Genomic DNA, 23,027 nt, shown 5'->3' with positions numbered 1-23,027 from the left:
TCCTAGGCACAGGGTGCCCCTCGATTGATACAAGGTCAAGTAGCTGAAGATGATTGTTTCATGGAATGTTTGGATGCATACATGGCTTCATCAGCACGACCGATACACTGGTGAAATCGGTCTTTTCTCTTGGGAATGTATCGGTCAAATCCTACTGCTACATGATAGTGTAGTGTATTGCCAAAGGGGAAGTGGGAGCGTACCCATTCTGCCATCTTCTGTATTGCTTCTTCTGATACATCGCTTTGGGTATGTCCTTCGATGCCTGGACCCGGGGGACCTCCCTGTCATAGGCTGCCCGGTTTCCTACCTCTGTCAGTGCATCACTGAATGTTCTTTGCAGATCGATTTTGTCTTGATTCTCATCAAGGTGGCACTGCGCCAGAAAAGCACGACCGCCGAGGCCGCCATACCAAAATGAAGGATAACGGCACTATCGAGGGAAATGCCAAGCATGAGCAGGATCACTTCAGCAACGATGGACGAAAGCTAGAATCCCATTGCAATCAGGAAGGATTGCAGGTCCTGGTTTCCCCGATAATATTCAATTACCAGGAGTACAAACAGAGAGAGTAGAAAGAGTGCAGCAAAACTGAGATTCATCGGGAGAGCGGGGTTCCTGAAGAGTATGAATTTGCTGGGGGTCTGGCTGAAAACCCACCCACCGAGAGCAAGCAGTACCAAGCCAAAATAGAAAAAACTCTTTCTCTCTTCATCTGTCTGGATGGAAAGAGAAAAAAGAACCACCAACAGGCCGATCAAGAGAAGTGAGAACCCATAGAAGAGGGAAGGCCACTCTCCTGGTTCGTGAAACAACAAATCGGTCTTGCTCCCAATGTAGACTGACTTGAAATGACCAGCAAAGGAGTTGTTTGAGGTGTAGCCGAATGTAATGCTCAAATCGCCTCCAAGGTAAGATTCCTCGAGGCGGATGAAATGGGTGTAGGTTCCTCCAAAAACAGGGATCGCCCATCCTCTCTCAGGCCCCTTAAAACGGTAGATTGTTTCGTTATCCACCTGTACCAAGACACTTGCCATGCTGGAGTTGAATGCGATAGTTCTTTGTTCTCCCGGCAGTTGAGAGGGAATGGTATGGTGAAGCGGAATCACCTTTTTTGACAGGCTTCTGCAGTGAGTAGGGAAGCAAGACATCTTCGGCAAATGTCTGTCCATCGATGTTGATGGTCTACGGTTCATCCCATGCTGTCACTTTCACACCGCAGAGCGGTTCAGTCTGGAGGAACGAATCATAGTAGAGAGTCATGACGAATACAATCAGGGCACAATTCTCTGGATATGGTTTTCACGTGAGAAAGCAGCCATTCGGATTCCTCTTCTTGTTGGTTTCTAGTTCGAGATCCTCCGAATTTCCGGATGTCCCTTCTCATTGAGTTTACGCTCGATATACTTCTCTTTCTCCAGTTTGGAGAGCAGATTCCCAAGACTGTGGTAGCTGCTTCGTTCGATCATCCGGCTCTTGTCCATCTGATGGAACTTAACCCCTACATAACTTACCAATTGCCAGCTGTCTGGATCGAAGGAGTCCACCACCCGCTTCATGAGTGTTTCCACTTGTTTGTCCATCTTCTTTGTATGGTTGATCTCAGCAGGTTTATCTGCTTTCTTTGCCTTCGGTGGACCACTTTCCTTCGGCTCTTCTGCTTGAGGCTTGTTCATGAATGATTCAATGATCAGGATTTCATCACAACAGTTGTTGAAGATGGGCTTGTCGCTCACCATCTCCTTGGTAACCAGATAGACTTCCTTGCCATATTTGCGAAGTGCCTCCATGATGACCGTGAAGTCGCTGTCGCTGGTAATGAAGACATAGCGGTCAATGACAGGGGTGTTTACGATGATGGTTTCCAATGCTTCAAGGCTGATGATCAAGTCAGCACGATTCTTGTAGTTGGTGGTGATGGACGGGGTGTCCCTGATGGTGAAGTTGTACTCAGCCAACTGCTTCTCCATTTTCTTTATGGAAGCAGAATTCCCACAAGCCATCTTGATGACAAAAATATTCTCTTCTTCAGGGGATTCATTGTGTTTCAGTGTCAGCTCCTCGAAGAGCGGCTTGAGATCCAGAGCCGAAGGGATATTCTCCAAGTCAATGTAAATAGCATTGTTTTTTCTCCGCATAGACCCTCCGTTTGTTACTATACAACACATGAGGGGTACACGAAAGCCTTAAAAAGGGTCTTCTGTGGAGAACTCCATCCACACTCCGGTTATCGGATGATGGAAGGAGAGTGTCTTTGCATGAAGATAGAGGCGGTCTGACATCCCGCTTCCATACAGGCGGTCACCTTTGATCGGGTGTCCAAGACCCTTCCCATGCGCACTGTGCACCCTGAGCTGGTGGGTTCGTCCCGTCAGCGGAAAGAAGAGCATTCTTGTTGCAAGTGATCCATCGCTTCTTCTCTCTACCCGGACTCTCTGAAAACGGGTGGTCCCCCATTTCCCCTGCTGCTCATCATATACCTGGAGAGGACGATGTTCGGCATCGAGGCGGAAGGGAAGGCTGATCTCTCCCTTTTCTTGCCTGACAACTCCCTCCAGAAGTGCCACATAACTCTTGATCACTTGTTTTTCGCTGAACTGCTTGTTCATCCTTTTATGTGTTTCCTTGTCTTTTGCCAGGATGAGCAATCCGGAGGTATCCATATCGAGTCTATGGACAGCACACTGCAAGGGGAGGTTTGGCATCAGTTTCCTGAGGCGGGTTTCCACGCTGTCTATTTTCTGTGGTCCTCTCCCTGGAACTGAAAGCAGTCCTGCATCCTTGTTCACAATGATGATATGCGAATCTTGGTAGATGATATCCAGGGTAAGCATGGCATGGAGAATTGGTTTGCATTTCTCATCACAAGGGCCATAGAAGCTGAGATGGCTTCGCCCACTGTCCTTGGTAGGAGCCCCAAAAAAGAATTCTGCCATGCTGATAGGATGCAATTGGCGGGTAAACGCATACTGGAGGAGCTTGATGGCACAGCAATCCCCACTCCCTGTAGGGGCTTTCCCTCCGGGGAAGATGGATTCCAGACGAACTCGGTTTCCCTCAAGCGTGGCTATGCGGTAAAGCTCTCGGTAATAGGATAAGGCCATACGGGAAAGCTCTGAGCGAGTAGTAAGATGTAATCGGCGTTCTTGTTCAGAGGAGGCTGCCTCAGCAAGCCTACCTATTTCCTTGATCGGGGCATCAAACATGCGAAGGTATTCGTGGTATGACTCCTCATCGACCAGGTGGTCAACCCAACCGGGGAGGTTCAGGTGTCCCATGCAACTACCTGAGAATGCTTTCAGCAGGACCTCATTCCCATTCTGGTCACGTGCAACCAGGACACCGAACATGCCACCCCCTCCTGGCAAGAAGAACCCATTGATGGGTACTTTCCCCTCTCCTTCAAAATCCACTACTCCGTTTTTTAGCAGAAGTTGCTGGAGGTGCAGGGCATAGGTGTGTGCTGGGTATTCTGGCAGTGGTGGGTACATGGCATCTTTGATGGTACGAAAGTCCTGCTTAAGATGCAAGGTCTACCCTAGGCAAATAGCATGTGCTATGGCATCATGGATGCAAGAGAGGGCCTATGAACGCGACACTTGAGTTGGATGTACTATCTGTGGTGCTTCTGATTTTTGCCATAGCTCTTGCTTCCCGCAGTTTGCAGGGCAAGCCGAGTAATCGTTGGTATATTCTCGCCGCTGTCACCCTGCTTATTGTCATAGGGACCGAGTTGTTCGCTTATCGGGTCGATGATATCGGTGTTTCCTCCCAGGTCGCTCCCCACCGCATCACCAATGTACTGGGTTTCGGGCTGTCACCTATTGTCTGCTATTTCCTGTTCAGGTACATTTCCCATACAAAGTACCAACAGATAAGCAAGTGGTTGTTCCTTCCCTTTTCCATCAATGGAGTGTTGAGTATTCTCAGTTATTTCAATGGTTGGTACTTCTCTGTGGATCCCCTGAACGTGTATCGCAGGGGTCCGTTTTTTGCGCTGGCAACCCCGATTGTAGGTGCAGCCATCCAGATTATTTCCCCCCCTATCCTGACACTCTGGCCTGGTATCGTACTCTCCCTGTTGTTGTTCTATCTCTTCTTGCAAGAGCAGTATTATGCGTTTGATGTGCTTACCGGGCTGAGGAATCGATTGACGTTCATGCGTGATCTCTCAGATTTACAGCGAATATGCAAGGGACCGACAACCATTTTGGTATGTGATGTCAATGAACTGAAAAAGGATACCTATGGTCATACCAGTGGGGATGATCTATTGGTGCATGCCGGTGGTCTGTTGGAACGTTGTTTTCGCGGAGTGGGAAAAGCGTATCGTATCGGTGGTGATGAGTTTGCCGTGATCAGCACCAAGGGGGAACCACTGGAGATTGAACGATCACTATCCCTGCTTGAGAGCCAGATAAAGTTGTACAATAAAAACAAGTCCGTGCCGCTTTCTCTGGCAACTGGATGGTCGTGGTGTGAATCCTGTGGTGGAAATCTATTCAATACGTATGTAGCAACAGATAACAATATGTATGATACCAAGAAAAAGATGAAACAAGGACGGAGGTAACCTGATGGACCCGCATGTACAATATGCCTATCTCAGTGTTCCCCAATTTGAACAGAGACTGGCAGAGCATCCCGTGGGGTACATACCCCTGGGAACCCTTGAGTGGCATGGGCTGCAGAATGTCTTGGGCGCGGATGCCCTACAGGCAGAAGGTTTGTTTATCAGGGCAGCGAGGCGTTTTGGCGGCATCGTGTTCCCGCCTTTTTATCTTGGTCCAGATAGGATTACCGATGCAGGTGAGGGCAAGAGCCTGATTGGGATGGACTCAAGTGAGGCTACAAAACCCCATCAGAAGCTTCCAGGGAGTTGTTACTGGGTTTCCAAGGGGCTGTTTCTCCAGATGCTTGAAGCGCAGATTGCCCAGGCCAAACGGGCAGGGTTCATCTGCCTGATCGCTGATGGGCATGGTCCCTCCAGGAAGGCCTGGGCAGAGTTGGCCAGCCAGTGGGAAAAGCAGTATGACATTATTCTGCTCTCTGCCATCAATGATTTCCCACCAGAAACGTATCTGGCTTTGGGCGATCATGCGGGCCGCTGTGAAACTTCTACGATGATGGCGCTTCACCCTGAGTTGGTGAATCTTGCAATCCTGGAGCAGGATACCTGGCCTCTTGGGGTGAAAGGGGAGGACCCAAGGCTCTCCAGTGCTGCCTACGGGGAGTACATCCTTGAGACAACGGTGAATGCGATAGGTCAGAAACTCCAGGAGTTGGGGCTCTGATTCCGGTTTTGTAAGGGGTGCCTTCCCTTTTGCAATGCCATTGAAGCTTCCCTCCTGCAATCCTCTCTAGCAGGAGAAATTGCTATGAAAATTGGGAATGCATGTGCAGGGGCTGGGTATGTTATCCAGGTAGGAGAGCGGAATTGCAAGGGGCTTTACGGTTCAGTGCATACCTGCTTGGCAGGCAATGCAGGTATGATGGATTCTCAGTCCACTTTCCCCAGGCAGCAATGCTGCAAGAATGTTCCGGTATGTCCGGAAGTCTTGGGTGGATTACAAACCCCCGTTTCCCATCTGGAATGGTAGATGGCAGGGTGATGGTCCGAGAGGGAGAGGCCTGTACTGAGTCCTTTTTGCGAGGAGCTCAGCGAGCCTTGGCAATTGCAGAGGCGAGTGGTTGTAAGCGGGCACTCCTGATGGACCGCAGCCCATCCTGTGGATACGGGGTGGTCTATGATGGAACCTTCGGTGGCATACTTATTCCCGGCAAAGGTATTTTCGCTCCGCTCTTGGAGTCAAGGGGGTTGATGATCAACAGCTCATCTCACCATGAAGCCTTATTGAGCTGAGGGGAGAGAGAATTTCTTTGCACGTTTAAGTGCAGCGGTGGTTGCTTCCCAATCCGTCTCATTGAGCATCCAGCTTCCTGTCATGGCAAGTACGTGTGGATTCTCAAGATAGGTGGCTGTCATCTCTTCATTGATATGTCCCGCTACGATGAAGGTAAGGCCTTCCTGTTCTCCCAGGGTGTTGATGAACGGTAGTCCACCAAGTTCCTCCACAGGATAACAACCCAGCGTCTTGAGATTCCACGCCTTGGCTACCGAGGCCTGGGTGGTGACCGCATAGATGGGTTTTCCCACTTGTTGGCAAAACTCCACCATCTGCTCATGGAAAAGAGGGGAGAATATGAAGGCAGCTCCTGCTTCCACTGCTGCTTTTGCCTCCTCCAGCGTCTGGACATTGCCCGCTCCAATGAGAAGGTCCTCTTCCCGGGCCAATCGGCGCAGCAAGGCAAGCCCCCCATTCATCTGCTGGGAGATGTTTGCAGCACGTAGGTCGCTTGCACGCAGTGCCTTGACCAATGCTTCGGCCTGGTCCTCTCTGCCCTGTTTGACCATCGGGATGCACCGAATCTGTGCCAATTGTTTGGTAATGGTATCCATGCCGGTCTCCTCCTTATCCGATGTAAGTCTAATCTGTTTGATGCATCCAGTCGACCCTAAAGTAATAGATGACAAAGATAATGGAACTGAGTGTCCAGGTAACAGGATATGCCCAGAAGATGACCCTGATATCCATGAAGAGCCAGAGCCCGGTTGAAATGAAGATGATACGGAAGATACACCAGATGACAAGCATAACTACCATAGGGACGATTGCCTTTCCTGCCCCACGGTAGATGCCGCTCATTGCATGACTGAGCGCGAGCGCCCAAAGGAAAAGGCTGGATATGTTGGCTTTCGAGACTCCTATAGCGATGACTTCGGGGTCTTGGCTGAATAGTCTCATCAAGGGTTCTGCGCCCAAGAGCATGCCAAGGCCTAGGGCCTCTGCGAGGATCATGGCAAACAACACCCCAAAGCGTGCACCCCTTTTCACCCGATCATACTCCCTTGCTCCCAGATTCTGCCCTGTAAAGGTGGTAAGAGCCAAGGCAAAGGCCGTGATCGGGATAAAGGCAAAGCCTTGGATACGCATGAAGGCCCCATTTCCTGCCATGGCTGAGGCTCCAAAGAGGTTGATTGAGGATTGGAGGATGACATTTGCAAAGCTGGTTACCGAATTCTGGATGCCGGATGGAATGCCGAAGGTAAGAATCTGCTTGAGGTATCCTTTGTGAATCCTGATGGAAGGGATGTGTACTCGCACAATTGAAGGAGTTGTAAGCAATAAACGGAAGCTGAGAGCAGCACTCACTCCTTGAGCAATGATGGTAGCATAGGCGGTTCCCTCAATGCCCATACCCAGCACGCCGACGAAAACCAGGTCAAGGGCGATGTTCAGGATTGCAGCAACGATAAGAAAATAGAGCGGATGTCTGCTGTCTCCCACCGCCTGGAGAATCCCGCTTGCAGTGTTGTAGAAGATCAGGGTGGAGATACCCAAGAAGAAAATCCGGAGATAGGTTTGTGCATCAATGAATACGCTCTGGGGAGTTTTCATCCAATGGAGGACCACCGGTGCAAAGAAGTAGCCCAGGACGGTCAGCAGTGCACTGGTGACCAAACTGAGTGCAACGGTGGTATGGACAGCCTTTCTGACTCCTTCATGGTCACCTTTTCCGAATGCTGTGGAGATTGCTACGCCCGCTCCTACAAAAATACCTTGGAAGAGTCCTACCAAGAGCATGATAAGGCTGGTGATTGAGGTAATGGCAGCCAAAGCCTCTTTGCCGACAAGGTTTCCCACCACCAAGGTGTCAGTTGTGTGATACAGCTGTTGAAACAAATTCCCGAGGAAAATTGGGATTGCAAAGGCAATAAGGTTTTTTTGGATCGAGCCGCTTGTCATAAGCTTCGTATGCGTTGCCATATGGCCTAGTACTCTAGTCCATCGCTGTAGTTCTTGCAAGCAGAACTACAGCTCATCTTTCCTTGTGAACAGTGCTATTCTAGGATGAGCCTATGAATACCTGTTCCACAATCAGCACCATGGTGCATGGACAATGCTTCTTGCACTCTCCAAACTGTTCGACCAAAACATTGTACCACCGGCACTCCAGAGTGCTGTTGCCTTGCATGGTTGTGGCGACCACGGGGATCAATGCGGGTTGGTTGAAGGCGCCGTGATGTTCATTGGTATATACCACTTGGAAAGAGGGTGGGAGAAGCAGGATGTCGCCAAGCTTGCCTATGTCCTTGCGGAAACCTATCGCAATCGGTTTGGCTCGCTTCTTTGCAAGGATCTACGGCCTGGAGGCTTTTCAGAGGGAGATTCTTCACATCTTTGTGAAAACCTAACTATTGGGTCAATCGCATTCACACATCAGTTCATCTTAAGTAACATTAATAAGTAAGAGTAAGCAAGGAGCAGAATCTTAAGAGATTTGTAATTATATCATAAAAAAAGCTTGGTAGAATAAAGGTTAATCATATATTTTATAATAAAATAAAATTTTTTTGCAATAGTATACAAATTTCACATCGTTTTTATCCTTCACTTTACAAACTTTCAGCAAGCTTCTATGCTTTTCCATACGTAGGAGAGGTGTCAATGCGTATACTCGATTATCTTACTGAATCTTCCATCTTGTTCCTCAAAGGAACTCATAAGAACCAGATACTTACAACCATGGCCAAAAAAGCTGCTGAAAGCGGCTGTGTTTCAAGCGAAGAAGCTTTTACCAAGGCAATCTTGGAGCGTGAAACCATCATGAGTACAGGTATTGGTCTTCAGGTTGCCATCCCTCATGCAAAGATGGATGGGATCAAGGAATTTTTCGTACTTGCTGCAGTGTTGGACCAAGATGTTCCTTGGGATTCCTTGGACAAGAAACCGGTACGTCTGGTTTTCATGATCGGCGGTCCTTCCGACCGACAGTCCGATTATCTCATGATCCTTTCCAAGATCACCTTGGTGATCAAGAACCCTGAACGAAGGAAAGCACTCATGGCTGCAAAGACCCCCCAGGCGGTGCTCGATGCATTTGCCGATCTGTAGGATTGCATAATGGAATTTCATCTGTTTCTCTATCTTGCTGCAATTTTTGCAGCGGGATATGGCAGTAAGGTACTCACCTCAGCCTTGAAAATCCCTGAAGTCACCGGTTATGTCCTCCTTGGTGTATTGCTTGGTGGCTCCTTGGTGAATCTTCTCTCTCCTGAAGTATTGGATATCTTGGCCCCTCTCTCCTCCATAGCGCTTGCCCTGATTGCATTCATGATCGGGATTGAGCTCAAGATTGATGTGATCAAGCGGCTGGGAAGGAGCATCATAACCATTGTAACCTTCGAGTGCATTGGAGCATTCCTTGTTGTTTTCTTTGGCTTGTTCTATGTGTTCAAGACCAATCTCAATACTGCACTTCTGCTTGGATCCGTAGCATCGGCAACAGCCCCTGCGGCAACAGTTGCTGTTATAAAGCAGTACAAGGCGAAGGGGGTTCTGACCTCAACCATCCTGGCAGTGGTGGGTATAGATGATGCGTTTGCACTCATCATCTATGTCTTTGTGGAGAGCTTTGTCAGTTCCAACCTGCTCGGGAGTTCTCTCGAAATAGGGCCGATGATAGCCTCCGCCTTGCTCTCTGTCGCAATTGCGCTTGGGCTTGGTGCCGTTTCCGGGGTTCTCTATATCTTGCTTTTACGAGGAAGGAGAAATAACGATTGGGTGATGTTGCTGCTCGCCGCCTTCCTCTTCTTGTTGTTGGGCGTCTGTGAGTTGCTTGGCGTCTCTGAGCTGCTTTCAATCATGGCTTTCGGAATGACCATTGTGAATAGCTCGGCGGTATTGAGCAAGAAGAGTGAAACGGTGGTCTCCTCTTTCAGTCCTGTGTTCCTGGTTGCCTTCTTTATTCTTGGTGGAGCTCATCTTGATGTCTCCTTGATTACACAGATTGGAATGCTTGGGCTTTTCTACTTTGCAGCAAGAAGCATCGGGAAGGTCGGGGGGGCTACCCTCGGAGCTTTGGTTGGGCGCGCACCGAAGAAAGTGCGTTTTCTGATCGGGTTTTCTCTCTTACCGCAGGTCGGGGTTGCCCTGGCTCTTGCATTGGCGATCAACAAGACCTTCTCAGCCCCAGCTTTCGGGGAGACAGGTCAGCAACTAGCGAGCATAATCATCAATGTGTTGTTGTTTACCACAATCATAACTGAGGTCGTAGGACCCTTGCTGACACGGTTGGCACTACGCAAGGCGGGCGAAACGAATGAGCAGATCTAGGAGGAAACGATGAATTTATTGCTTATGGTGCTCTCGCAACTGGATTATAAGGAGGATGTGTTCCTGGCAATGCAGAGTGTCGGGATCACCAAAGCCTCCGTGTTCGATGCCAAAAGCATGGATCGGAGTCTTGAGAGCGAATTCAGCCTATTCACCGGATTTCTACACAGCAGGAGTGAGATGGAAGGAGAGCAGTTGGTGATCCTTGCCCCATTGGCTTCAGCTGATCTTGCCAAGGAGTTGCTTACCAACCTTGAAGCAGGGGGAATCCCTGTGAAGCGAGAGGATATCCTTTCCCTTATGGTTCTTCCTGTTGCCTATAGCTTTGACCAATCAAGCGGTCTTCTCTGAAGCTTCTCATTGAAAATTGGTCCGTTCTCCTCTAGGATAGGTATAAGAATCTGTGAACAGGGAGTCCCATTTGTTAACCCAACTGCTCGCCGTCCAGCTCAACGAAGAAGATCTTTCTCTGGTGAGAAAGATTATTGGGCGTGATCAGGTGTTTGCAGCAGAAAACAGCAAGGAGGCGCTTCACCTGCTGGAGCACCACGCTTTCATTGATATGGTGATGATCGATATAGAGCGCTCGTATCTGCAGAGCCTCCAATTGCTCCACACATTGGTCTACAGGTCACAGCAGGAACCACTGAGAATCGTTGTCCTTGGTGAGCAGCATCTACTACAGGAAAAGAAGCGAGAATTTGATCTGGATATTGTGACAATCTTGACAAAGCCCTTGCAAGAAACACAACTGAGAGAACTCCTCGAGAGGGCGGTGTTGAAGCAGGACGCTGATGCAAAGCAACAGAATTTGCAGGAACAGGCACACCTGTTCAACACCATATTCTATCAAGCTCCTATTGGTATTTCCATTTCTCATCGTGTTGACCTGGGGGTGGAACCCGGTAGGGAACAGTTCGATGTTAATCCCATGTATGAGAAAATTACGGGAAGAAGCATGGAAGAGGTCCGCAGGATTGGCTGGCCAACAATCACCCATCCTGATGATCTGCCTGGGGAGTTGGAGTATTTCAAGCGGCTGAAGCAAGGGGAGCTGGAAAAATACAGCTTGGAGAAACGATTTATCCGCCCAGATGGTTCCATCGTATGGGTTGAGATGACGGTGGCTCCCTTGCAAGCAAGTGACAGCCGGCTCTTTGCCCATATCTGTCTTATGCAGGATATTACGAAACGTAAAGAAGCTGAGCAACTGCTTGCAGAGAGTGAACGCAGCAAATCAGCACTGCTCTCACACTTGCCTGGAATGGCATATCGATGCCGTTACGATGCTCATTGGACTATGCTGTATGTCTCGGCAGGATGTGAAACATTAACAGGCTATACCCCGGACCAGCTGATAAACAACCGTGATATTTCCTACAATGATGTGATTGTGCTCTCCTATCGACAGAAAATCTACAGCGAATGGAAGTGGGCAATCCATGAGAATAAGCCTTTTGAGTTGGAGTATGAGATACTTACCGCCCAAGGAACCCGTAAATGGGTTTGGGAGATGGGACAGGCAGTCTTTACCGATGATGGGGATATAGAAGCCCTGGAAGGGATCATCCTCGATATCACTGACAGGAAACTCATGGAGCAGAACCTTGCTTATCGGGATGTACATGACCTGTGGACCGGATTGTACAATCGAAGATACCTTGAGCAACTGTTGCTTCAGGATATCAAGGCAAGGAAGAGATCCAAACGAGCCCTCATCTCAATCGATCTGGGTGCGTTGAATGCAAAGAGTATTGCCTATGGCTACCAATACAGCCAGGATATCATGAAGAAAGTAGCAGAGGAATTGGGTATCCTCTGCAACGACCTTGCTGTATTGAGTATTACCCATGAGTATCGATTCGTGTTCTATCTTCGGTCCTATGATGAGAGACAGACCCTTTTGCTGCTTTGCAAGAAGATTGAAAGTACCTTGGAACATATAGTATCTCTGGAAAGAATTCCCTATGGATTGGGAGTTCTGGAGATCGATGAGTCCAATCAAGAGAACATAGATCAATTGTTCAGAAATGTCTTGATAGCCTCCCAACGTTCCATTGCTCTCTATGATGGAGAGGCGGAGGCCTGTTTCTTTGATGAGAGTATGGAGACAGAGATCCAGCGGGAAGCAACACTCTCTGCACTTCTTTCAAGGATAGTCTCGGGAAAGAGCCCGGATTGCTTATTCCTGCAATACCAACCCATCATAGATATGCGGACCGGAGGTGTCTGTGGATTTGAGGCTTTGGCACGATTGAAGAGCTCGGATATGCAGGTGATCCCGCCTTTGCACTTCATCCCGATTGCTGAGAAGACAAAACTCATCATACCCTTGGGCGATATCATCATCCGGCAGGCATTCCGGTTCTTGAAACAGCTGGAAGAGCAACAGGTGATGGATTGTACGGTCTCCATCAATATCTCTGCCATCCAGTTGATAAAGGAAGGGTTTGCTGAGTACCTCATCCGATTGATGCATTCAATGGATGTGAACCCAGCTTGCGTCTGCTTGGAGCTTACCGAGTCCATCTTTGCCTCGAACTTCCAGGAAATCAACAAAGTCCTGAAGACCCTGCAACACAAAGGGGTCAAGATATCAGTTGATGATTTCGGCAGTGGCTATTCCTCTCTTTCAAGGGAGCGAGAGCTTTGTGTCGATGAATTGAAGATTGACAAGCCATTCATCGATAAACTGATGGTCCTCTCTGATGATCAAGCCATCACCGGAGATATCATTTCCATGGCCCATAAAATGGGACAGAGTGTAGTAGCAGAAGGGATTGAGCATCAGAGGCAGCTTGATTATCTACGGCGCAACAACTGTGACAAGGCCCAGGGGTTCCTCTTCAGCAAGCCGCTGGATGCATCTGAAGCTTTGGCATTGGTGGCCGGAAAGAATGCACTCCGGTTCTATGAAAATCTGTTCAAGTAATACAAAAAGAGGGTCTTGTCCAAATGCAATATACTACTTACGTTAGTTCATGTTGTATATAAAACCATACAATAAAATAAGTTGTTATTCTTCTTGACGTGGTATTCCAAGGGGTTATACTGTATCTAGGTTAGTACAAAAGCGAACAAACTAGGAGCGTTTCCCTTGTCGGAACCAAGAAGATCACGACTAATTAACTCCTCACGGATAATTCATCGTCTTTGGATAGAAGACCAACTCAGTCGCGCCGATCTCGCTGTACGGCTCGGGCTTACCAAATCGTCCATCTCAAACATAGTCAACGATTTGATAGCGCTTGGAATTGTGACTGAGAATGAGGTACTCGAAGCAAGCCCGAAGGGAGGGAGGAGAGCGATAGGACTTACCCTCAATAAGGCATACTTTCATGTTATTGGTATAGAAATTCGCTCTGATTCCTATACAGCTCTTTCCATAGACTTGGAGGGTAAGGTGCTTTTCTCACAAACCAAGCCCAAAGGCTTCACTGCAAAGACATTCAAGGCTGAAGTATGTAATCTCATTGAGTCTCTCTGCAAAGACCTCGAGGAGATGCAAAGACATCTATTGGGAATTGGCATTGGCTTCTCTGGAGTAATTGATGCAGAGAACCAAACAATCTATCGCTCGGTCTCTCTCGATTTCCAACAGCCTTTTGACTTCCAGAAAGAGGTTGCCTCCCACTTTCCCTTTCCCGTCATCCTGGAAAATGATGCCAACTGTGGGGCATGGGGCGAGGTGGTTTTCCAAAGGAAACAAAAGCTAAAGAATTTTCTATTCGTGCTCATTGAATTCTGGAAACGCTATGAAGTACAAACAGCAGCCCCACAGCCAACCATTGGTTTAGGGTTTGGATTCGATGGGAAAATCTATCGGGGGAGCAGCAGCCAGGCCGGTGAATTCAAGAGTGTATATAACCGAGACCCTGGTTCGTTGCAACAAGTGCAGATCGCCCAAGGAGTTTCTGTAAGCGAAGATGGGGAAGCCTTGCGTAATTATATCCAGGAAATATGCCAGAACTTGGCATTTCTTATCAATACATTGGATATAGGGCATGTATTCATCGGGGGTACGATAGAACCTTTCGCTTCTTTCATGCCGGAGATGCTCAAAAAAGAAATACAAGCAAACTCCTTGATCCAAAGCGAAGGGAATTGCCAAATCCAGTTTTCATCATTGGGGTATGATGCAGTCTCATTCGGTGCTGCTGCACTGGTCCTCGATAAGGTGTTGATGAATCTGGAACCGCTCAGTGAGAACACTGCCAAGCAAGCTGTTCCGCTCTTTCACTTGTTGTCATAACGTCAACCCCCTCGAAGGGGGTGAGAAAAAAATGGAGGTCCTGTATGAAAATGAAACGATTGTTGATTCTGGCATTCGTGTCTTTCTTGATTCCCTCCCTGCTCATTGCAGCAGGAACAAAGGAAGTGGCAACGGATGGAGTGATTGAACTTTCTGTATATCACTACCTCGATCAGACAGATAAGACCACTGCACCCAATTTTCAACATTTGGTGGATGTCTTTGAAGCCGCAAATCCTGATATCAAGCTCAGTTTTGAGTATGGATATGGGGAGTCTTTCCATGACAAGCTGCAGACCATGGCGATGAGTGGTCAGTTGCCCGACATAGTCCTGCTTTATCCTGGAGAGAGAACCAGTCAGGTTACCTCTGCTGGGTTGGTGAAAGACCTTCGTCCCTATCTTGCAGGTCATGAAGATGAATTTGCGGATATGGCGATGCAAGCACAGGGTGATAATGGTGAAATATGGGAACTGCCTGAGGATATCTCAATCACCTCGATCATGTACACAAACAACCGGTTGCTTGCAGAGCTTGGATTGGAATATCCCAAGTCATATGAGGAGTTGCTTGCACAAGGACCAGTGATTCGAGAAGCCGGTTTGATACCCATCTCTATTGCGAATAAGGATGCTTGGCCAATGCAGTCCTGTGTAGCCGGAATGTTGGTTGAGCGTGCTTGTGGAATGGAGTGGTGGGACAATGCGCTCACCGGTGAAGCAAGCTATGATGACCCTGAGTTTGTATATGCCCTGGAGATTATCAAAGAGCTGAATGATAAGCAGATGTTTTCTCCGGGAACCAACCAACTTGCCTATGGCCAGGGATTGGATGATTTTGTCAATGAACGTGCTGTATATCTCCTTGATGGTGGTTGGACTGTAAACAGCATGGTGGGTGAGCTTTCCGATGAGCAGAAGACATATATAAGTCTTGAATCATTCCCTGATATTCCCAACCAGAAGGGAAAGAGCCATTCGGTTTCTGCAACAGCAGGGCAAGGCTTTGGCATGAATGCAAAGCTTAATGAGAAGGAAGCTGAGGCAGCATGGAAGTGGATCTGGTTCTACTCTGGACCAGAAGGGTCTGCCATCCGCCAACAGTATGGTCGTCTCCCAGCCTACAATCTTGAAGAGCCTGAGGATGCGGATCCCATGATCAAGAAACTGATTGCATTTGCTGGAGAGGTCCCGATGGGGTATGTCATGGACTCAGTCATAGCTGCCGAACCAATTGGAACATTCAATATCAATCTTCAGAATATGATGTTTGATACGATGAGCCCACTGGAAGTTGCACAGGACCTGGAGAGAATGGTCTCTTCTGTAGGTCGTTAATAGGTGATAGCAACGCTTCCCCTCGGGGGGAAGCGCTGTTCTGATAGGAAGGTTGGATCCCATGACGTATGCACAACAAAAACATATGAGTTACTGGATTCTGGTGCTGCCAGGAATTTTGGTGTTTGCTTCAATCATCATATTCCCCGTGTTCTTCAGTTTCTCCTTGAGTTTTACGACGTGGAATGGGTATGGAATGCCTGATTTCACGGGGTTGGGGAACTATCGGACAATCATATCCGACCCTGTGTTTCTCCACTCACTGAGAAACAACCTTCTTATCGTTGCTGTTTCAGTATTTGGCCAGATACCCTTGGGGTTCCTTTTGGCATACCTGCTCCATAGGAGTATGGTCCGTCATGGAACGTTTTTCCAAACGATGATTTTTCTGCCCATTACCATATCCCCGGTAGTGGTTGCACTACTCTGGAACCAGATATTCTCATCATCGGGGATGGTGGTAGCCCTGGTTCGCTCAATTACCGGCAATCCACAATATGTGATCAGGATTTTTGAGGATCAGAGGCTCGCCATCGTTCCCATCCTTTTTGTTTTGCTGTGGATGCATACCGGAACATACATGATTATCTATTATGCAAATCTGCAGAAGATGGCTCCTTCGGTTCTGGAGGCAGCCCAGATTGACGGAGCAAGTGAGAAGCAAATGTTGACGCGTATCATCCTTCCCTCGATGATTGGAACGATTGCCACCACTGCAATATTTGCAATTTCAGGTAGCCTGAAGGCCTTTGATTTAATCTATGCCATGACCGGTGGAGGTCCTGCCCATTTTACAGAAGTGATAGCAATCTACATGTATGTGAATACCTTCAAGTATTATAAGTATGGGTTCGGCAGCGCTGCTTCCATTATCATCGTTTTGCTTGCCGTTGGCTTGATTCTGCTGTTGCAATACTTTAGTCGAAAACTTGAAAGACGATTTGAATAGGGGAGCAACATGAAAAAATCAATGACGATTGGAAAAATCCTGGCATATATACTCATGATTACCTTCACGTTGCTGACGGTGGTGCCTCTTCTGTGGATGATTCTTAGCTCATTCAAACCGCACGCCTTGATCGTCCGTCAGCCTTTGGCTCCACCGTTCACATTCTATACAGAGAATTTCATTCTTTCTTGGGTACAAGGCCACCTGGGAATCTATTTCCTCAACAGTATCGTGTACTCCCTGAGTGCAACCTTTGTGACGGTGATGCTTGCAATGAGTAGCGGCTATGCCCTTTCAAAATTTCACTATCGCTCTGGCAGCGTTATCTATGGGCTCTACACCCTTGGCTTGCTTATTACGGTGCATTCAGTCATCGTCCCTCTCTTCATTATGGAGACCAAACTAGGGATTTCCAATACACGGTTGGGAGTCATACTTCCTTATATTGCTTTTGGGCTTCCTTTTCAGGTTTTTCTTGCCACCACCTACGTGAAAGGTATCCCTGACTCAATGCAGGAATCAGCAATCATTGATGGGGCAACCTTCCTGGAAATTTTTGTTAAAATCATCATCCCCGTGGCGACACCTATTTTATCGACCATGTTCATATACACGTTTCTAGGAAACTGGAATGAGTTTGTCTTGGTCCTGACCCTGACCAGCGACATGATGATCCGTTCTCTTCCTGTTGGAATCAACAGCTTTGCCGGAGGGATGAGTCGGGATTATGGGTTGCAATTTGCTGCATTGGTTATTGGTACTGTACCTATGATCATCTTCTACATGATTTTCAAAGACAAGATTGCCCAGGGTTTTGCTGCTGGGTCCTTGAAGGAATAGTGTTGCACGTATGAATTATCACAGATCTCTTCTTCCCCATCCATCAGACGGAATAATGATTCTGAAAGGAAGCTATATTCCCCCAGAAGTTCTTACCATTGCATTCCGCGGTTCCTGTTTCCCAGTACGTGCATCTTTTTTCAGGGAATATCTGGAGAGATTTCTGGGCAGGAAGGTAATCCTTGGAAGTGAATCGGAGAAACCAGACTTGCTTATCATCGAGGGGAAAGATCTCGTTGACGAGGAAGGATACCTTCTGGAGGTAGAAACTCCGGGGTGTAGGTTGACCGCTACCTCTTGGAGGGGAACCTTCACTGGTATCCAGACATATATTCAGCTGGTAACGTCCAACAGGACGCTACAGTGTTGCATGATTGCCGATTCTCCAGCTCTCTCTTGGAGGGGCCTCATGTTGGATGTTGCCCGTTCCTTTTGTCCACTGGAAGAGTTACTGGGAATTATTGATATCATGGCCCTGTACAAATTGAATGTTCTACACTGGCATATAAGTGATGACCAAGGATGGAGATTCCCTGTGGATGGATATCCTGCTTTAGTGAGCGAGGAACGGGGATACTATTCGAGAAATGATATCAACTACGTGGTTGCATATGCAGAGAAAAGAAATATCATGATAGTCCCTGAGGTAGATATGCCTGGGCACATGATTGCTGCCCTCAGTGCATATCCCAACCTGAGTTGCACAGGGGGGCCTTTTGTAATTCCAGCAGGAGAGGGCATATTCAAGGATATTCTCTGTGTGGGGAAGGCTGATACCATTGCTTTCGCGAAAAAGGTAGTGGACACGCTTTGTTCGCTCTTCCCTTCACCCTATATTCATCTTGGGGGTGATGAGATCCCATTGGACCGTTGGACGACCTGTCCCGATTGTCAACATCGTATGCAGGAGTTGGGATATGGAGAGGAGAAAGCATTGCTTGGATGGTTTTGCAATGAGATTGCTGCCTATGCAAGAGAGAAAGGCAAAACCACAATCCTATGGAGTGATTACGTTGATGCTTCATATGATTCCTCAATCATTACACAAGTCTGGAATCCGCTTCTAGGGAACCAGAAGAAAACCTGCAACGGTCGCCAGACCATTAAGAGCGATTATTTCCATTCCTATCTTGATATGTCTTACGCTTTGGTTCCTCTCTCCAGAGTATATCGATATGGCAAGAGGGTACAAAAGGATAGGAAGAGGAATACAACAGTGTTGGGTGCGGAATTATTGCTCTGGACTGAGTACCTGAATACTAGGGAAAAGAGGGAAGCTCATCTCTATCCGCGGCTCTTGGCAGGGGCAGAGTCATTCTGGACGAAAGATTCCAAGCTTAGCTATACCCGATTTAAACGAATTCTTATGCATGTCATACAGCAGGTTTCGGATAATCAGAACAACGTGAACAAGCCCTCTTCTTGGGATCCTCCGCTTCTGGGGCAACTCAAGGCGCGGAGCATAAGGAAAAAACGAGTTACAGCAAACAGCAAGGAAGCCGGGATTTTGTTGTAGTGCGTGAATCTTAGTCACTCCATGCCTCTTTCAGAAGTGAAACTGCTTTTGGTATTTCCTCTAGGTCCAATGTTGCAAATCCCATCAAGAGCGTTGCCTGCTTTATCTCCCGAGGAGGCTCTGAATAGTAACGGGTAATCCCATATATTTTTACCTGATGGTCACCAGCCCTCTTTACCAGGGTGTTTTCATCCATTCCATTATGGACGTACAAGAGCAGGTGCAATCCCGCTGAATCTCCGGCAATCTCTACAAAGGGGAGGAGTCTGTTGATACAGGAGACCAGAAGCTCCCGCTTTTGACGATAGAGATTACGCATCTTGTTCAGGTGCCGCTCAAAATGTCCCTTCTCGAGAAATGCATGCAAGACCTTCTGTTCAATGAGTGGAACAGGGCAGTAGTAGAAGCTGAGATATGCTTCATACCGTTCCATGAGTGCCTCAGGAAGAACCATGTAGCTGATCCTCAGTGCGGGGGAGAGTGATTTGCTGAAAGCTCCTAGGTAGATGACCTTGCCTTGGCCATCGAGGCCTTGCAAGGAAGGGATTGGTTTTCCACTGTAGCGAAACTCACTGTCATAATCGTCTTCCAGGATATATCGTCCGGATTGTTCGTTTGCCCACTGCAGGAGTTGCAGTCGCCGTGTGACCGGCATGATACGGCCGGTAGGGAATTGATGGCTTGGTGTGATGGAGAGTACATCTGCTCCACTGGCATAGAGTGCTTCCAGGGCAACACCTTGTTCATCCAAGGGCAGTGAAACATATTGTACGCGATTGCTCTTGAACAACAATGTAAGTTTCTCATACCCGGGGTTCTCAATAGCATAGACAGTCTTTTCATCCAAGAGCTGGATGAGCAGTTGCATCAGGAACTCCGTACCACTGCTGATGATGATTTGGTGTTCACCACAATGAACCCCTCGGCTTGACTGCAGATAGTGTGCGATGCTGGAACGCAGAGCAAGCAATCCCTTTGGGTCACTGATCGTGAGCAACTCCTTATCGCGTGAGCTGATGATCTGGTTGCTCAACCTTCTCCAGAGTGAGAATGGGAACTGCTTATGGTCTACTCCTTGATGGGAGAAGGTATACAGATAGGACGGTGTTTTTACTGTATCAACGACAGGCGTACGCTCATCTGGTCCGAGGACGAGTATGCCGCTGAGGTCGGCTACATAGTAGCCACTCTTCTCCCTTGTCTGGAGGTAGCCTTCGTCAACAAGTTGGTTGTACGCTGCCTGCACTGTGTTGATGCTGCATTGGAGATTTTCTGCAAGCCTGCGCTTGGAAGGGAGTTTGTCATCTCGGCTGAAGGTCCCCTTGATAAGCTCTTCCTTGAGATACCGGTAGAGTTGCTCTGTCAGTGTTTCAGGAGCATTGTTCTGCAGCTGTAGATTGATCCTGTACATATTCCTCCATGATCTGGTACCATAAAAAATTCATAAACTGGAACTTTTTATACTATCAGATACCACCTATACTAGGGCAGAACAATGAATAGCACAATGGTGGGAGGTACAATATGAGTGAACGAAGTGGGTTGAATAGGAATCTTGCTCAGATGCTCAAGGGAGGGGTGATCATGGATGTCACCTCTTCAGAGCAAGCCAAAATTGCTGAGGATGCAGGAGCCTGTGCTGTGATGGCATTGGAGAGAATCCCTGCCGATATCCGTGCAGCCGGGGGAGTTTCGCGTATGAGTGACCCAATCCTGATCCAACAGATCCAGGAAGCGGTTTCCATCCCGGTTATGGCAAAGGTGCGTATAGGTCATATCGTTGAGGCACAGATTCTTGAAGCCTTGGAGATTGATTTTATTGATGAGAGTGAAGTCCTCTCCCCAGCCGATGACCTCTATCATATCGACAAGCAACAATTCTCCGTCCCCTTTGTCTGTGGGGCACGTGACTTGGGGGAAGCTCTTCGTAGGATAGGCGAGGGCGCGAGTATGATCAGGACCAAGGGGGAACCCGGGACAGGGGATATCATCCAGGCTGTTCGACATATGCGCTTGATCCAGCAACAGATGAGGAAGGTCCAATCCATGCGCGAGGATGAGCTGTTTGAGGAAGCAAAGCTTCTTCAGGTTCCCTACGATCTATTGCGTATTGTGTTTGAGAGCGGAAAGCTTCCGGTAGTCAACTTTGCTGCCGGTGGGGTAGCTACTCCCGCCGATGCCGCACTGATGATGCAACTTGGAGCGGAAGGAGTGTTTGTGGGTTCGGGTATCTTCAAGTCTGGAGACCCGAAGAAACGGGCAAATGCCATTGTAAAGGCCGTTACGAATTATCAGGATCCCAAGATATTGGCTGAGCTTTCAATGAATCTGGGAGAAGCCATGATTGGTATCAACGAACAGGAAATTGCACTTCTTATGGCTGAGCGTGGCGTATGAGAGTAGGTGTTTTAGCACTGCAGGGAGGGTTTGCAGAGCATGTTCACGCATTGAACAAGCTGGGGGTCTCTTCCCTTGAGATTCGTAGCACGCAAGATCTACAGACTCCGTTTGATGCCTTGATCCTGCCAGGTGGGGAAAGTACCGTCATGGGTAGACTGCTCAGGGAGCTTGATCTCTACTACCCCCTCAAGGATTTGATCTCTCAGGGAATGCCGGTATGGGGGACCTGTGCCGGCATGATACTGCTTGCGAGAGAATTGGAGGGAGATGCCGATACCCATCTGGCGCTCATGCCCATCACGGTCCAGAGGAATGCATTCGGTCGGCAGCTTGGGAGTTTTTCCTCCCTTGGAATGTTTGAGGGTATTGGTGAAATTCCCATGACGTTTATCCGTGCCCCGGTTATTCTGGAGGCAGACAAGAATGTGCACAAGTTAGCAAAGTATGATGGCTTCAGCGTTGCAGCAAGATATGATACGATGCTGGCCACTGCGTTTCATCCGGAATTGACGAATGATACTCGGGTCCTCCAGTATTTTCTGGGGATGACAAGCTGCAGACACTAATGGCTGATCTTCTAGGGGGCAGGGTGCATGGAACTGGTAGTGATGGAGTTGTTCTTACTGATTGTGGTTGTTTCCATCGTATTAAACCAGAAAGGCACCTCTTCACTATTCATCTATCACAAAGTGGATGCTGTAGGAGTGGCAGGTGCTTATATTGGATACCTTGTCCTTGCCCTGCTCATCCATGTGCATATACTTGGTCTTTTCCCGTTCCCGCCAGCCATTGCCCGATTGATGACAATTCTCCATATTGTCTCCATCCCACTGTTTGTATTCATCTGGATGAACAGTATTGAAAAACGGATTCTTTCAAAAAGGAGCTATTCAGTACTCTTCCCTGTACAGAGAGCCTTGCTTGTGTTGTTCTGTATCGCTTCCTTTGTTGATCTATTCCTGAATCGATTGTTTGTTTTCTCCCCAGAGCTGCTGATAATCGGAGGTTCTGGGATACCACTCATGCTTGGTCTCAGTACGCTCTTTGTTCTGGTGGAGTTCTATGCTGCCTTGGTGCGATGGAAGCATATCGAATGGCATGAACGGGCCATCATGGTGCTCACTGCACTGTTCCTGTTGTTCTCCTTGGTTTTATTTGAGGTGTTTCGGCAACCCTATATGCTCTCCCTCAGCAGCGCTTTCATGATGTTGCTCAGTCTGCTCTCCTGGCAAAGGAGGGAGTTGCTGTTGGATTGGTTGACCAGGATCCCAAATAATCAGGCATTTATGGAAGTACTCAAACAAGGTATTGCCTCTCATCAGCACAGGACCATCCTACTTCTGGATATCGAGAATTTTCGCCTGATCAACGAACGTTATGGGGAAGATGGGGGTGATGCAATCCTGCGCTCCTTTGCTGATTTTCTGAAAACCACCTACGAGCAAGCTGAGATTTTCCGTATTGGGGGCAACCGCTTTATTCTGATGTTCCCCTGGTTGTCACACAATGAGCTGGTTCGGGAAGTAAATTTGATCTAGGAGAAGACTGCAAAGG

Annotated in this window: 24 protein-coding genes; 16 read left to right on the top strand and 8 right to left on the bottom strand. The window is 48.1% G+C overall.

The window, feature by feature from the left end; genetic code table 11:
- Nucleotides 1-35: 35 nt before the first annotated feature.
- From AB7S66_RS03275 to AB7S66_RS03255, 5 genes are all read right to left on the bottom strand, one after another.
- Nucleotides 36-263: a diguanylate cyclase domain-containing protein gene (locus AB7S66_RS03275; RefSeq protein WP_428518016.1), complete on the bottom strand. Its 228-nt coding sequence runs from the start codon at nt 261-263 to the stop codon at nt 36-38.
- Nucleotides 264-315: 52 nt separating this feature from the next.
- A complete protein-coding gene (locus AB7S66_RS03270; RefSeq protein WP_428517992.1) occupies nt 316-468 on the bottom strand; it encodes a hypothetical protein in 153 nt (50 codons plus the stop codon).
- Between the two features lie 21 nt (nt 469-489).
- Nucleotides 490-1,038 (bottom strand): hypothetical protein, encoded by a 549-nt coding sequence (locus AB7S66_RS03265; protein WP_428517991.1) that lies wholly within the window; start codon nt 1,036-1,038, stop codon nt 490-492.
- Nucleotides 1,039-1,347: 309 nt separating this feature from the next.
- Nucleotides 1,348-2,139 (bottom strand): NYN domain-containing protein, encoded by a 792-nt coding sequence (locus AB7S66_RS03260; RefSeq protein ID WP_428517989.1) that lies wholly within the window; start codon nt 2,137-2,139, stop codon nt 1,348-1,350.
- A gap of 48 nt (nt 2,140-2,187) precedes the next feature.
- A complete protein-coding gene (locus AB7S66_RS03255) occupies nt 2,188-3,492 on the bottom strand; it encodes an RluA family pseudouridine synthase (RefSeq protein WP_428517987.1) in 1,305 nt (434 codons plus the stop codon).
- A 95-nt stretch (nt 3,493-3,587) separates the two neighbouring features.
- On the opposite strand from AB7S66_RS03255, the gene AB7S66_RS03250 reads away from it, so the two are divergent.
- The 3 genes from AB7S66_RS03250 to AB7S66_RS03240 all read left to right on the top strand — a co-directional run bounded on the left by AB7S66_RS03250 (nt 3,588) and on the right by AB7S66_RS03240 (nt 5,864).
- Entirely contained in the window at nt 3,588-4,574 is a 987-nt protein-coding gene (locus tag AB7S66_RS03250; RefSeq protein ID WP_428517985.1) for a GGDEF domain-containing protein, read from the top strand.
- 4 nt (nt 4,575-4,578) lie between these two features.
- Nucleotides 4,579-5,295 carry a creatininase family protein gene (locus AB7S66_RS03245; protein ID WP_428517983.1) on the top strand — a complete coding sequence of 239 codons (717 nt, stop codon included), beginning with the start codon at nt 4,579-4,581 and terminating at the stop codon, nt 5,293-5,295.
- A 143-nt stretch (nt 5,296-5,438) separates the two neighbouring features.
- Complete coding sequence (locus AB7S66_RS03240) at nt 5,439-5,864, top strand: DUF523 domain-containing protein (protein WP_428517981.1); 426 nt, start codon at nt 5,439-5,441, stop codon at nt 5,862-5,864.
- Here the strand turns inward: AB7S66_RS03240 and AB7S66_RS03235 are convergent.
- Both AB7S66_RS03235 and AB7S66_RS03230 read right to left on the bottom strand, forming a co-directional pair.
- A complete protein-coding gene (locus AB7S66_RS03235) occupies nt 5,853-6,461 on the bottom strand; it encodes a hypothetical protein (protein WP_428517980.1) in 609 nt (202 codons plus the stop codon). The two genes, AB7S66_RS03240 and AB7S66_RS03235, sit on opposite strands and share 12 nt — an antisense overlap.
- Before the next feature lie 28 nt (nt 6,462-6,489).
- Nucleotides 6,490-7,830: an MATE family efflux transporter gene (locus tag AB7S66_RS03230; RefSeq protein ID WP_428517978.1), complete on the bottom strand. Its 1,341-nt coding sequence runs from the start codon at nt 7,828-7,830 to the stop codon at nt 6,490-6,492.
- A 133-nt stretch (nt 7,831-7,963) separates the two neighbouring features.
- On the opposite strand from AB7S66_RS03230, the gene AB7S66_RS03225 reads away from it, so the two are divergent.
- From AB7S66_RS03225 to AB7S66_RS03180, 10 genes are all read left to right on the top strand, one after another.
- Nucleotides 7,964-8,314 (top strand): C-GCAxxG-C-C family protein, encoded by a 351-nt coding sequence (locus tag AB7S66_RS03225; RefSeq protein WP_428517977.1) that lies wholly within the window; start codon nt 7,964-7,966, stop codon nt 8,312-8,314.
- A gap of 197 nt (nt 8,315-8,511) precedes the next feature.
- Complete coding sequence (locus AB7S66_RS03220; protein WP_428517975.1) at nt 8,512-8,958, top strand: PTS sugar transporter subunit IIA; 447 nt, start codon at nt 8,512-8,514, stop codon at nt 8,956-8,958.
- A 9-nt stretch (nt 8,959-8,967) separates the two neighbouring features.
- Nucleotides 8,968-10,179 (top strand): cation:proton antiporter, encoded by a 1,212-nt coding sequence (locus AB7S66_RS03215; RefSeq protein WP_428517973.1) that lies wholly within the window; start codon nt 8,968-8,970, stop codon nt 10,177-10,179.
- A gap of 9 nt (nt 10,180-10,188) precedes the next feature.
- Nucleotides 10,189-10,530: a hypothetical protein gene (locus AB7S66_RS03210; RefSeq protein ID WP_320122699.1), complete on the top strand. Its 342-nt coding sequence runs from the start codon at nt 10,189-10,191 to the stop codon at nt 10,528-10,530.
- A gap of 70 nt (nt 10,531-10,600) precedes the next feature.
- Nucleotides 10,601-13,111, top strand: coding sequence for an EAL domain-containing protein (locus tag AB7S66_RS03205; RefSeq protein WP_428517971.1), 2,511 nt, complete (start codon nt 10,601-10,603; stop codon nt 13,109-13,111).
- Between the two features lie 165 nt (nt 13,112-13,276).
- Nucleotides 13,277-14,431, top strand: coding sequence for an ROK family transcriptional regulator (locus AB7S66_RS03200; RefSeq protein ID WP_428517970.1), 1,155 nt, complete (start codon nt 13,277-13,279; stop codon nt 14,429-14,431).
- Between the two features lie 44 nt (nt 14,432-14,475).
- Entirely contained in the window at nt 14,476-15,768 is a 1,293-nt protein-coding gene (locus tag AB7S66_RS03195; RefSeq protein ID WP_428517969.1) for an ABC transporter substrate-binding protein, read from the top strand.
- A 61-nt stretch (nt 15,769-15,829) separates the two neighbouring features.
- Nucleotides 15,830-16,717 carry a carbohydrate ABC transporter permease gene (locus AB7S66_RS03190; RefSeq protein ID WP_428517968.1) on the top strand — a complete coding sequence of 296 codons (888 nt, stop codon included), beginning with the start codon at nt 15,830-15,832 and terminating at the stop codon, nt 16,715-16,717.
- Between the two features lie 9 nt (nt 16,718-16,726).
- Complete coding sequence (locus tag AB7S66_RS03185; protein WP_428517966.1) at nt 16,727-17,557, top strand: carbohydrate ABC transporter permease; 831 nt, start codon at nt 16,727-16,729, stop codon at nt 17,555-17,557.
- A 10-nt stretch (nt 17,558-17,567) separates the two neighbouring features.
- Nucleotides 17,568-19,073: a beta-N-acetylhexosaminidase gene (locus tag AB7S66_RS03180; protein WP_428517965.1), complete on the top strand. Its 1,506-nt coding sequence runs from the start codon at nt 17,568-17,570 to the stop codon at nt 19,071-19,073.
- A gap of 10 nt (nt 19,074-19,083) precedes the next feature.
- Here the strand turns inward: AB7S66_RS03180 and AB7S66_RS03175 are convergent, their stop codons facing one another.
- On the bottom strand, nt 19,084-20,484 hold the full coding sequence (locus AB7S66_RS03175) for a PLP-dependent aminotransferase family protein (protein ID WP_428517964.1): 1,401 nt from the start codon (nt 20,482-20,484) through the stop codon (nt 19,084-19,086).
- A gap of 113 nt (nt 20,485-20,597) precedes the next feature.
- On the opposite strand from AB7S66_RS03175, the gene pdxS reads away from it, so the two are divergent.
- Genes pdxS through AB7S66_RS03160 form a run of 3 tightly spaced genes read left to right on the top strand, consistent with a single transcriptional unit; the run spans nt 20,598 to nt 23,011 of the window.
- Nucleotides 20,598-21,470, top strand: coding sequence for a pyridoxal 5'-phosphate synthase lyase subunit PdxS (gene pdxS, locus AB7S66_RS03170; RefSeq protein WP_428517963.1), 873 nt, complete (start codon nt 20,598-20,600; stop codon nt 21,468-21,470).
- Nucleotides 21,467-22,039, top strand: a complete 573-nt coding sequence (pdxT, locus tag AB7S66_RS03165) for a pyridoxal 5'-phosphate synthase glutaminase subunit PdxT (protein WP_428517961.1) — start codon at nt 21,467-21,469, stop codon at nt 22,037-22,039. Before pdxS ends, pdxT begins: the two co-directional genes overlap by 4 nt.
- Nucleotides 22,040-22,066: 27 nt before the next feature.
- A complete protein-coding gene (locus tag AB7S66_RS03160; protein ID WP_428517959.1) occupies nt 22,067-23,011 on the top strand; it encodes a diguanylate cyclase domain-containing protein in 945 nt (314 codons plus the stop codon).
- Nucleotides 23,012-23,027: the final 16 nt, after the last annotated feature.

Source organism: Sphaerochaeta sp. (assembly GCF_050178175.1).
Classification (GTDB): Bacteria; Spirochaetota; Spirochaetia; order Sphaerochaetales; family Sphaerochaetaceae; genus Sphaerochaeta.
This window is presented reverse-complemented; position numbering and strand designations above follow the sequence as displayed.

Excerpts from the sequence above, each read along its gene's own strand:
- AB7S66_RS03265 (WP_428517991.1), bottom strand. The coding sequence starts at position 1,038 with ATGGCAAGTGTCTTGGTACAGGTGGATAACGAAACAATCTACCGTTTT.
- AB7S66_RS03260 (WP_428517989.1), bottom strand. The coding sequence starts at position 2,139 with ATGCGGAGAAAAAACAATGCTATTTACATTGACTTGGAGAATATCCCT.
- AB7S66_RS03255 (WP_428517987.1), bottom strand. The coding sequence starts at position 3,492 with ATGTACCCACCACTGCCAGAATACCCAGCACACACCTATGCCCTGCAC.
- AB7S66_RS03250 (WP_428517985.1), top strand. The coding sequence starts at position 3,588 with ATGAACGCGACACTTGAGTTGGATGTACTATCTGTGGTGCTTCTGATT.
- AB7S66_RS03245 (WP_428517983.1), top strand. The coding sequence starts at position 4,579 with ATGGACCCGCATGTACAATATGCCTATCTCAGTGTTCCCCAATTTGAA.
- AB7S66_RS03235 (WP_428517980.1), bottom strand. The coding sequence starts at position 6,461 with ATGGATACCATTACCAAACAATTGGCACAGATTCGGTGCATCCCGATG.
- AB7S66_RS03230 (WP_428517978.1), bottom strand. The coding sequence starts at position 7,830 with ATGGCAACGCATACGAAGCTTATGACAAGCGGCTCGATCCAAAAAAAC.
- AB7S66_RS03225 (WP_428517977.1), top strand. The coding sequence starts at position 7,964 with ATGCTTCTTGCACTCTCCAAACTGTTCGACCAAAACATTGTACCACCG.
- AB7S66_RS03220 (WP_428517975.1), top strand. The coding sequence starts at position 8,512 with ATGCGTATACTCGATTATCTTACTGAATCTTCCATCTTGTTCCTCAAA.
- AB7S66_RS03215 (WP_428517973.1), top strand. The coding sequence starts at position 8,968 with ATGGAATTTCATCTGTTTCTCTATCTTGCTGCAATTTTTGCAGCGGGA.
- AB7S66_RS03210 (WP_320122699.1), top strand. The coding sequence starts at position 10,189 with ATGAATTTATTGCTTATGGTGCTCTCGCAACTGGATTATAAGGAGGAT.
- AB7S66_RS03195 (WP_428517969.1), top strand. The coding sequence starts at position 14,476 with ATGAAAATGAAACGATTGTTGATTCTGGCATTCGTGTCTTTCTTGATT.
- AB7S66_RS03190 (WP_428517968.1), top strand. The coding sequence starts at position 15,830 with ATGACGTATGCACAACAAAAACATATGAGTTACTGGATTCTGGTGCTG.
- AB7S66_RS03185 (WP_428517966.1), top strand. The coding sequence starts at position 16,727 with ATGAAAAAATCAATGACGATTGGAAAAATCCTGGCATATATACTCATG.
- AB7S66_RS03180 (WP_428517965.1), top strand. The coding sequence starts at position 17,568 with ATGAATTATCACAGATCTCTTCTTCCCCATCCATCAGACGGAATAATG.
- AB7S66_RS03175 (WP_428517964.1), bottom strand. The coding sequence starts at position 20,484 with ATGTACAGGATCAATCTACAGCTGCAGAACAATGCTCCTGAAACACTG.
- pdxS (WP_428517963.1), top strand. The coding sequence starts at position 20,598 with ATGAGTGAACGAAGTGGGTTGAATAGGAATCTTGCTCAGATGCTCAAG.
- pdxT (WP_428517961.1), top strand. The coding sequence starts at position 21,467 with ATGAGAGTAGGTGTTTTAGCACTGCAGGGAGGGTTTGCAGAGCATGTT.
- AB7S66_RS03160 (WP_428517959.1), top strand. The coding sequence starts at position 22,067 with ATGGAACTGGTAGTGATGGAGTTGTTCTTACTGATTGTGGTTGTTTCC.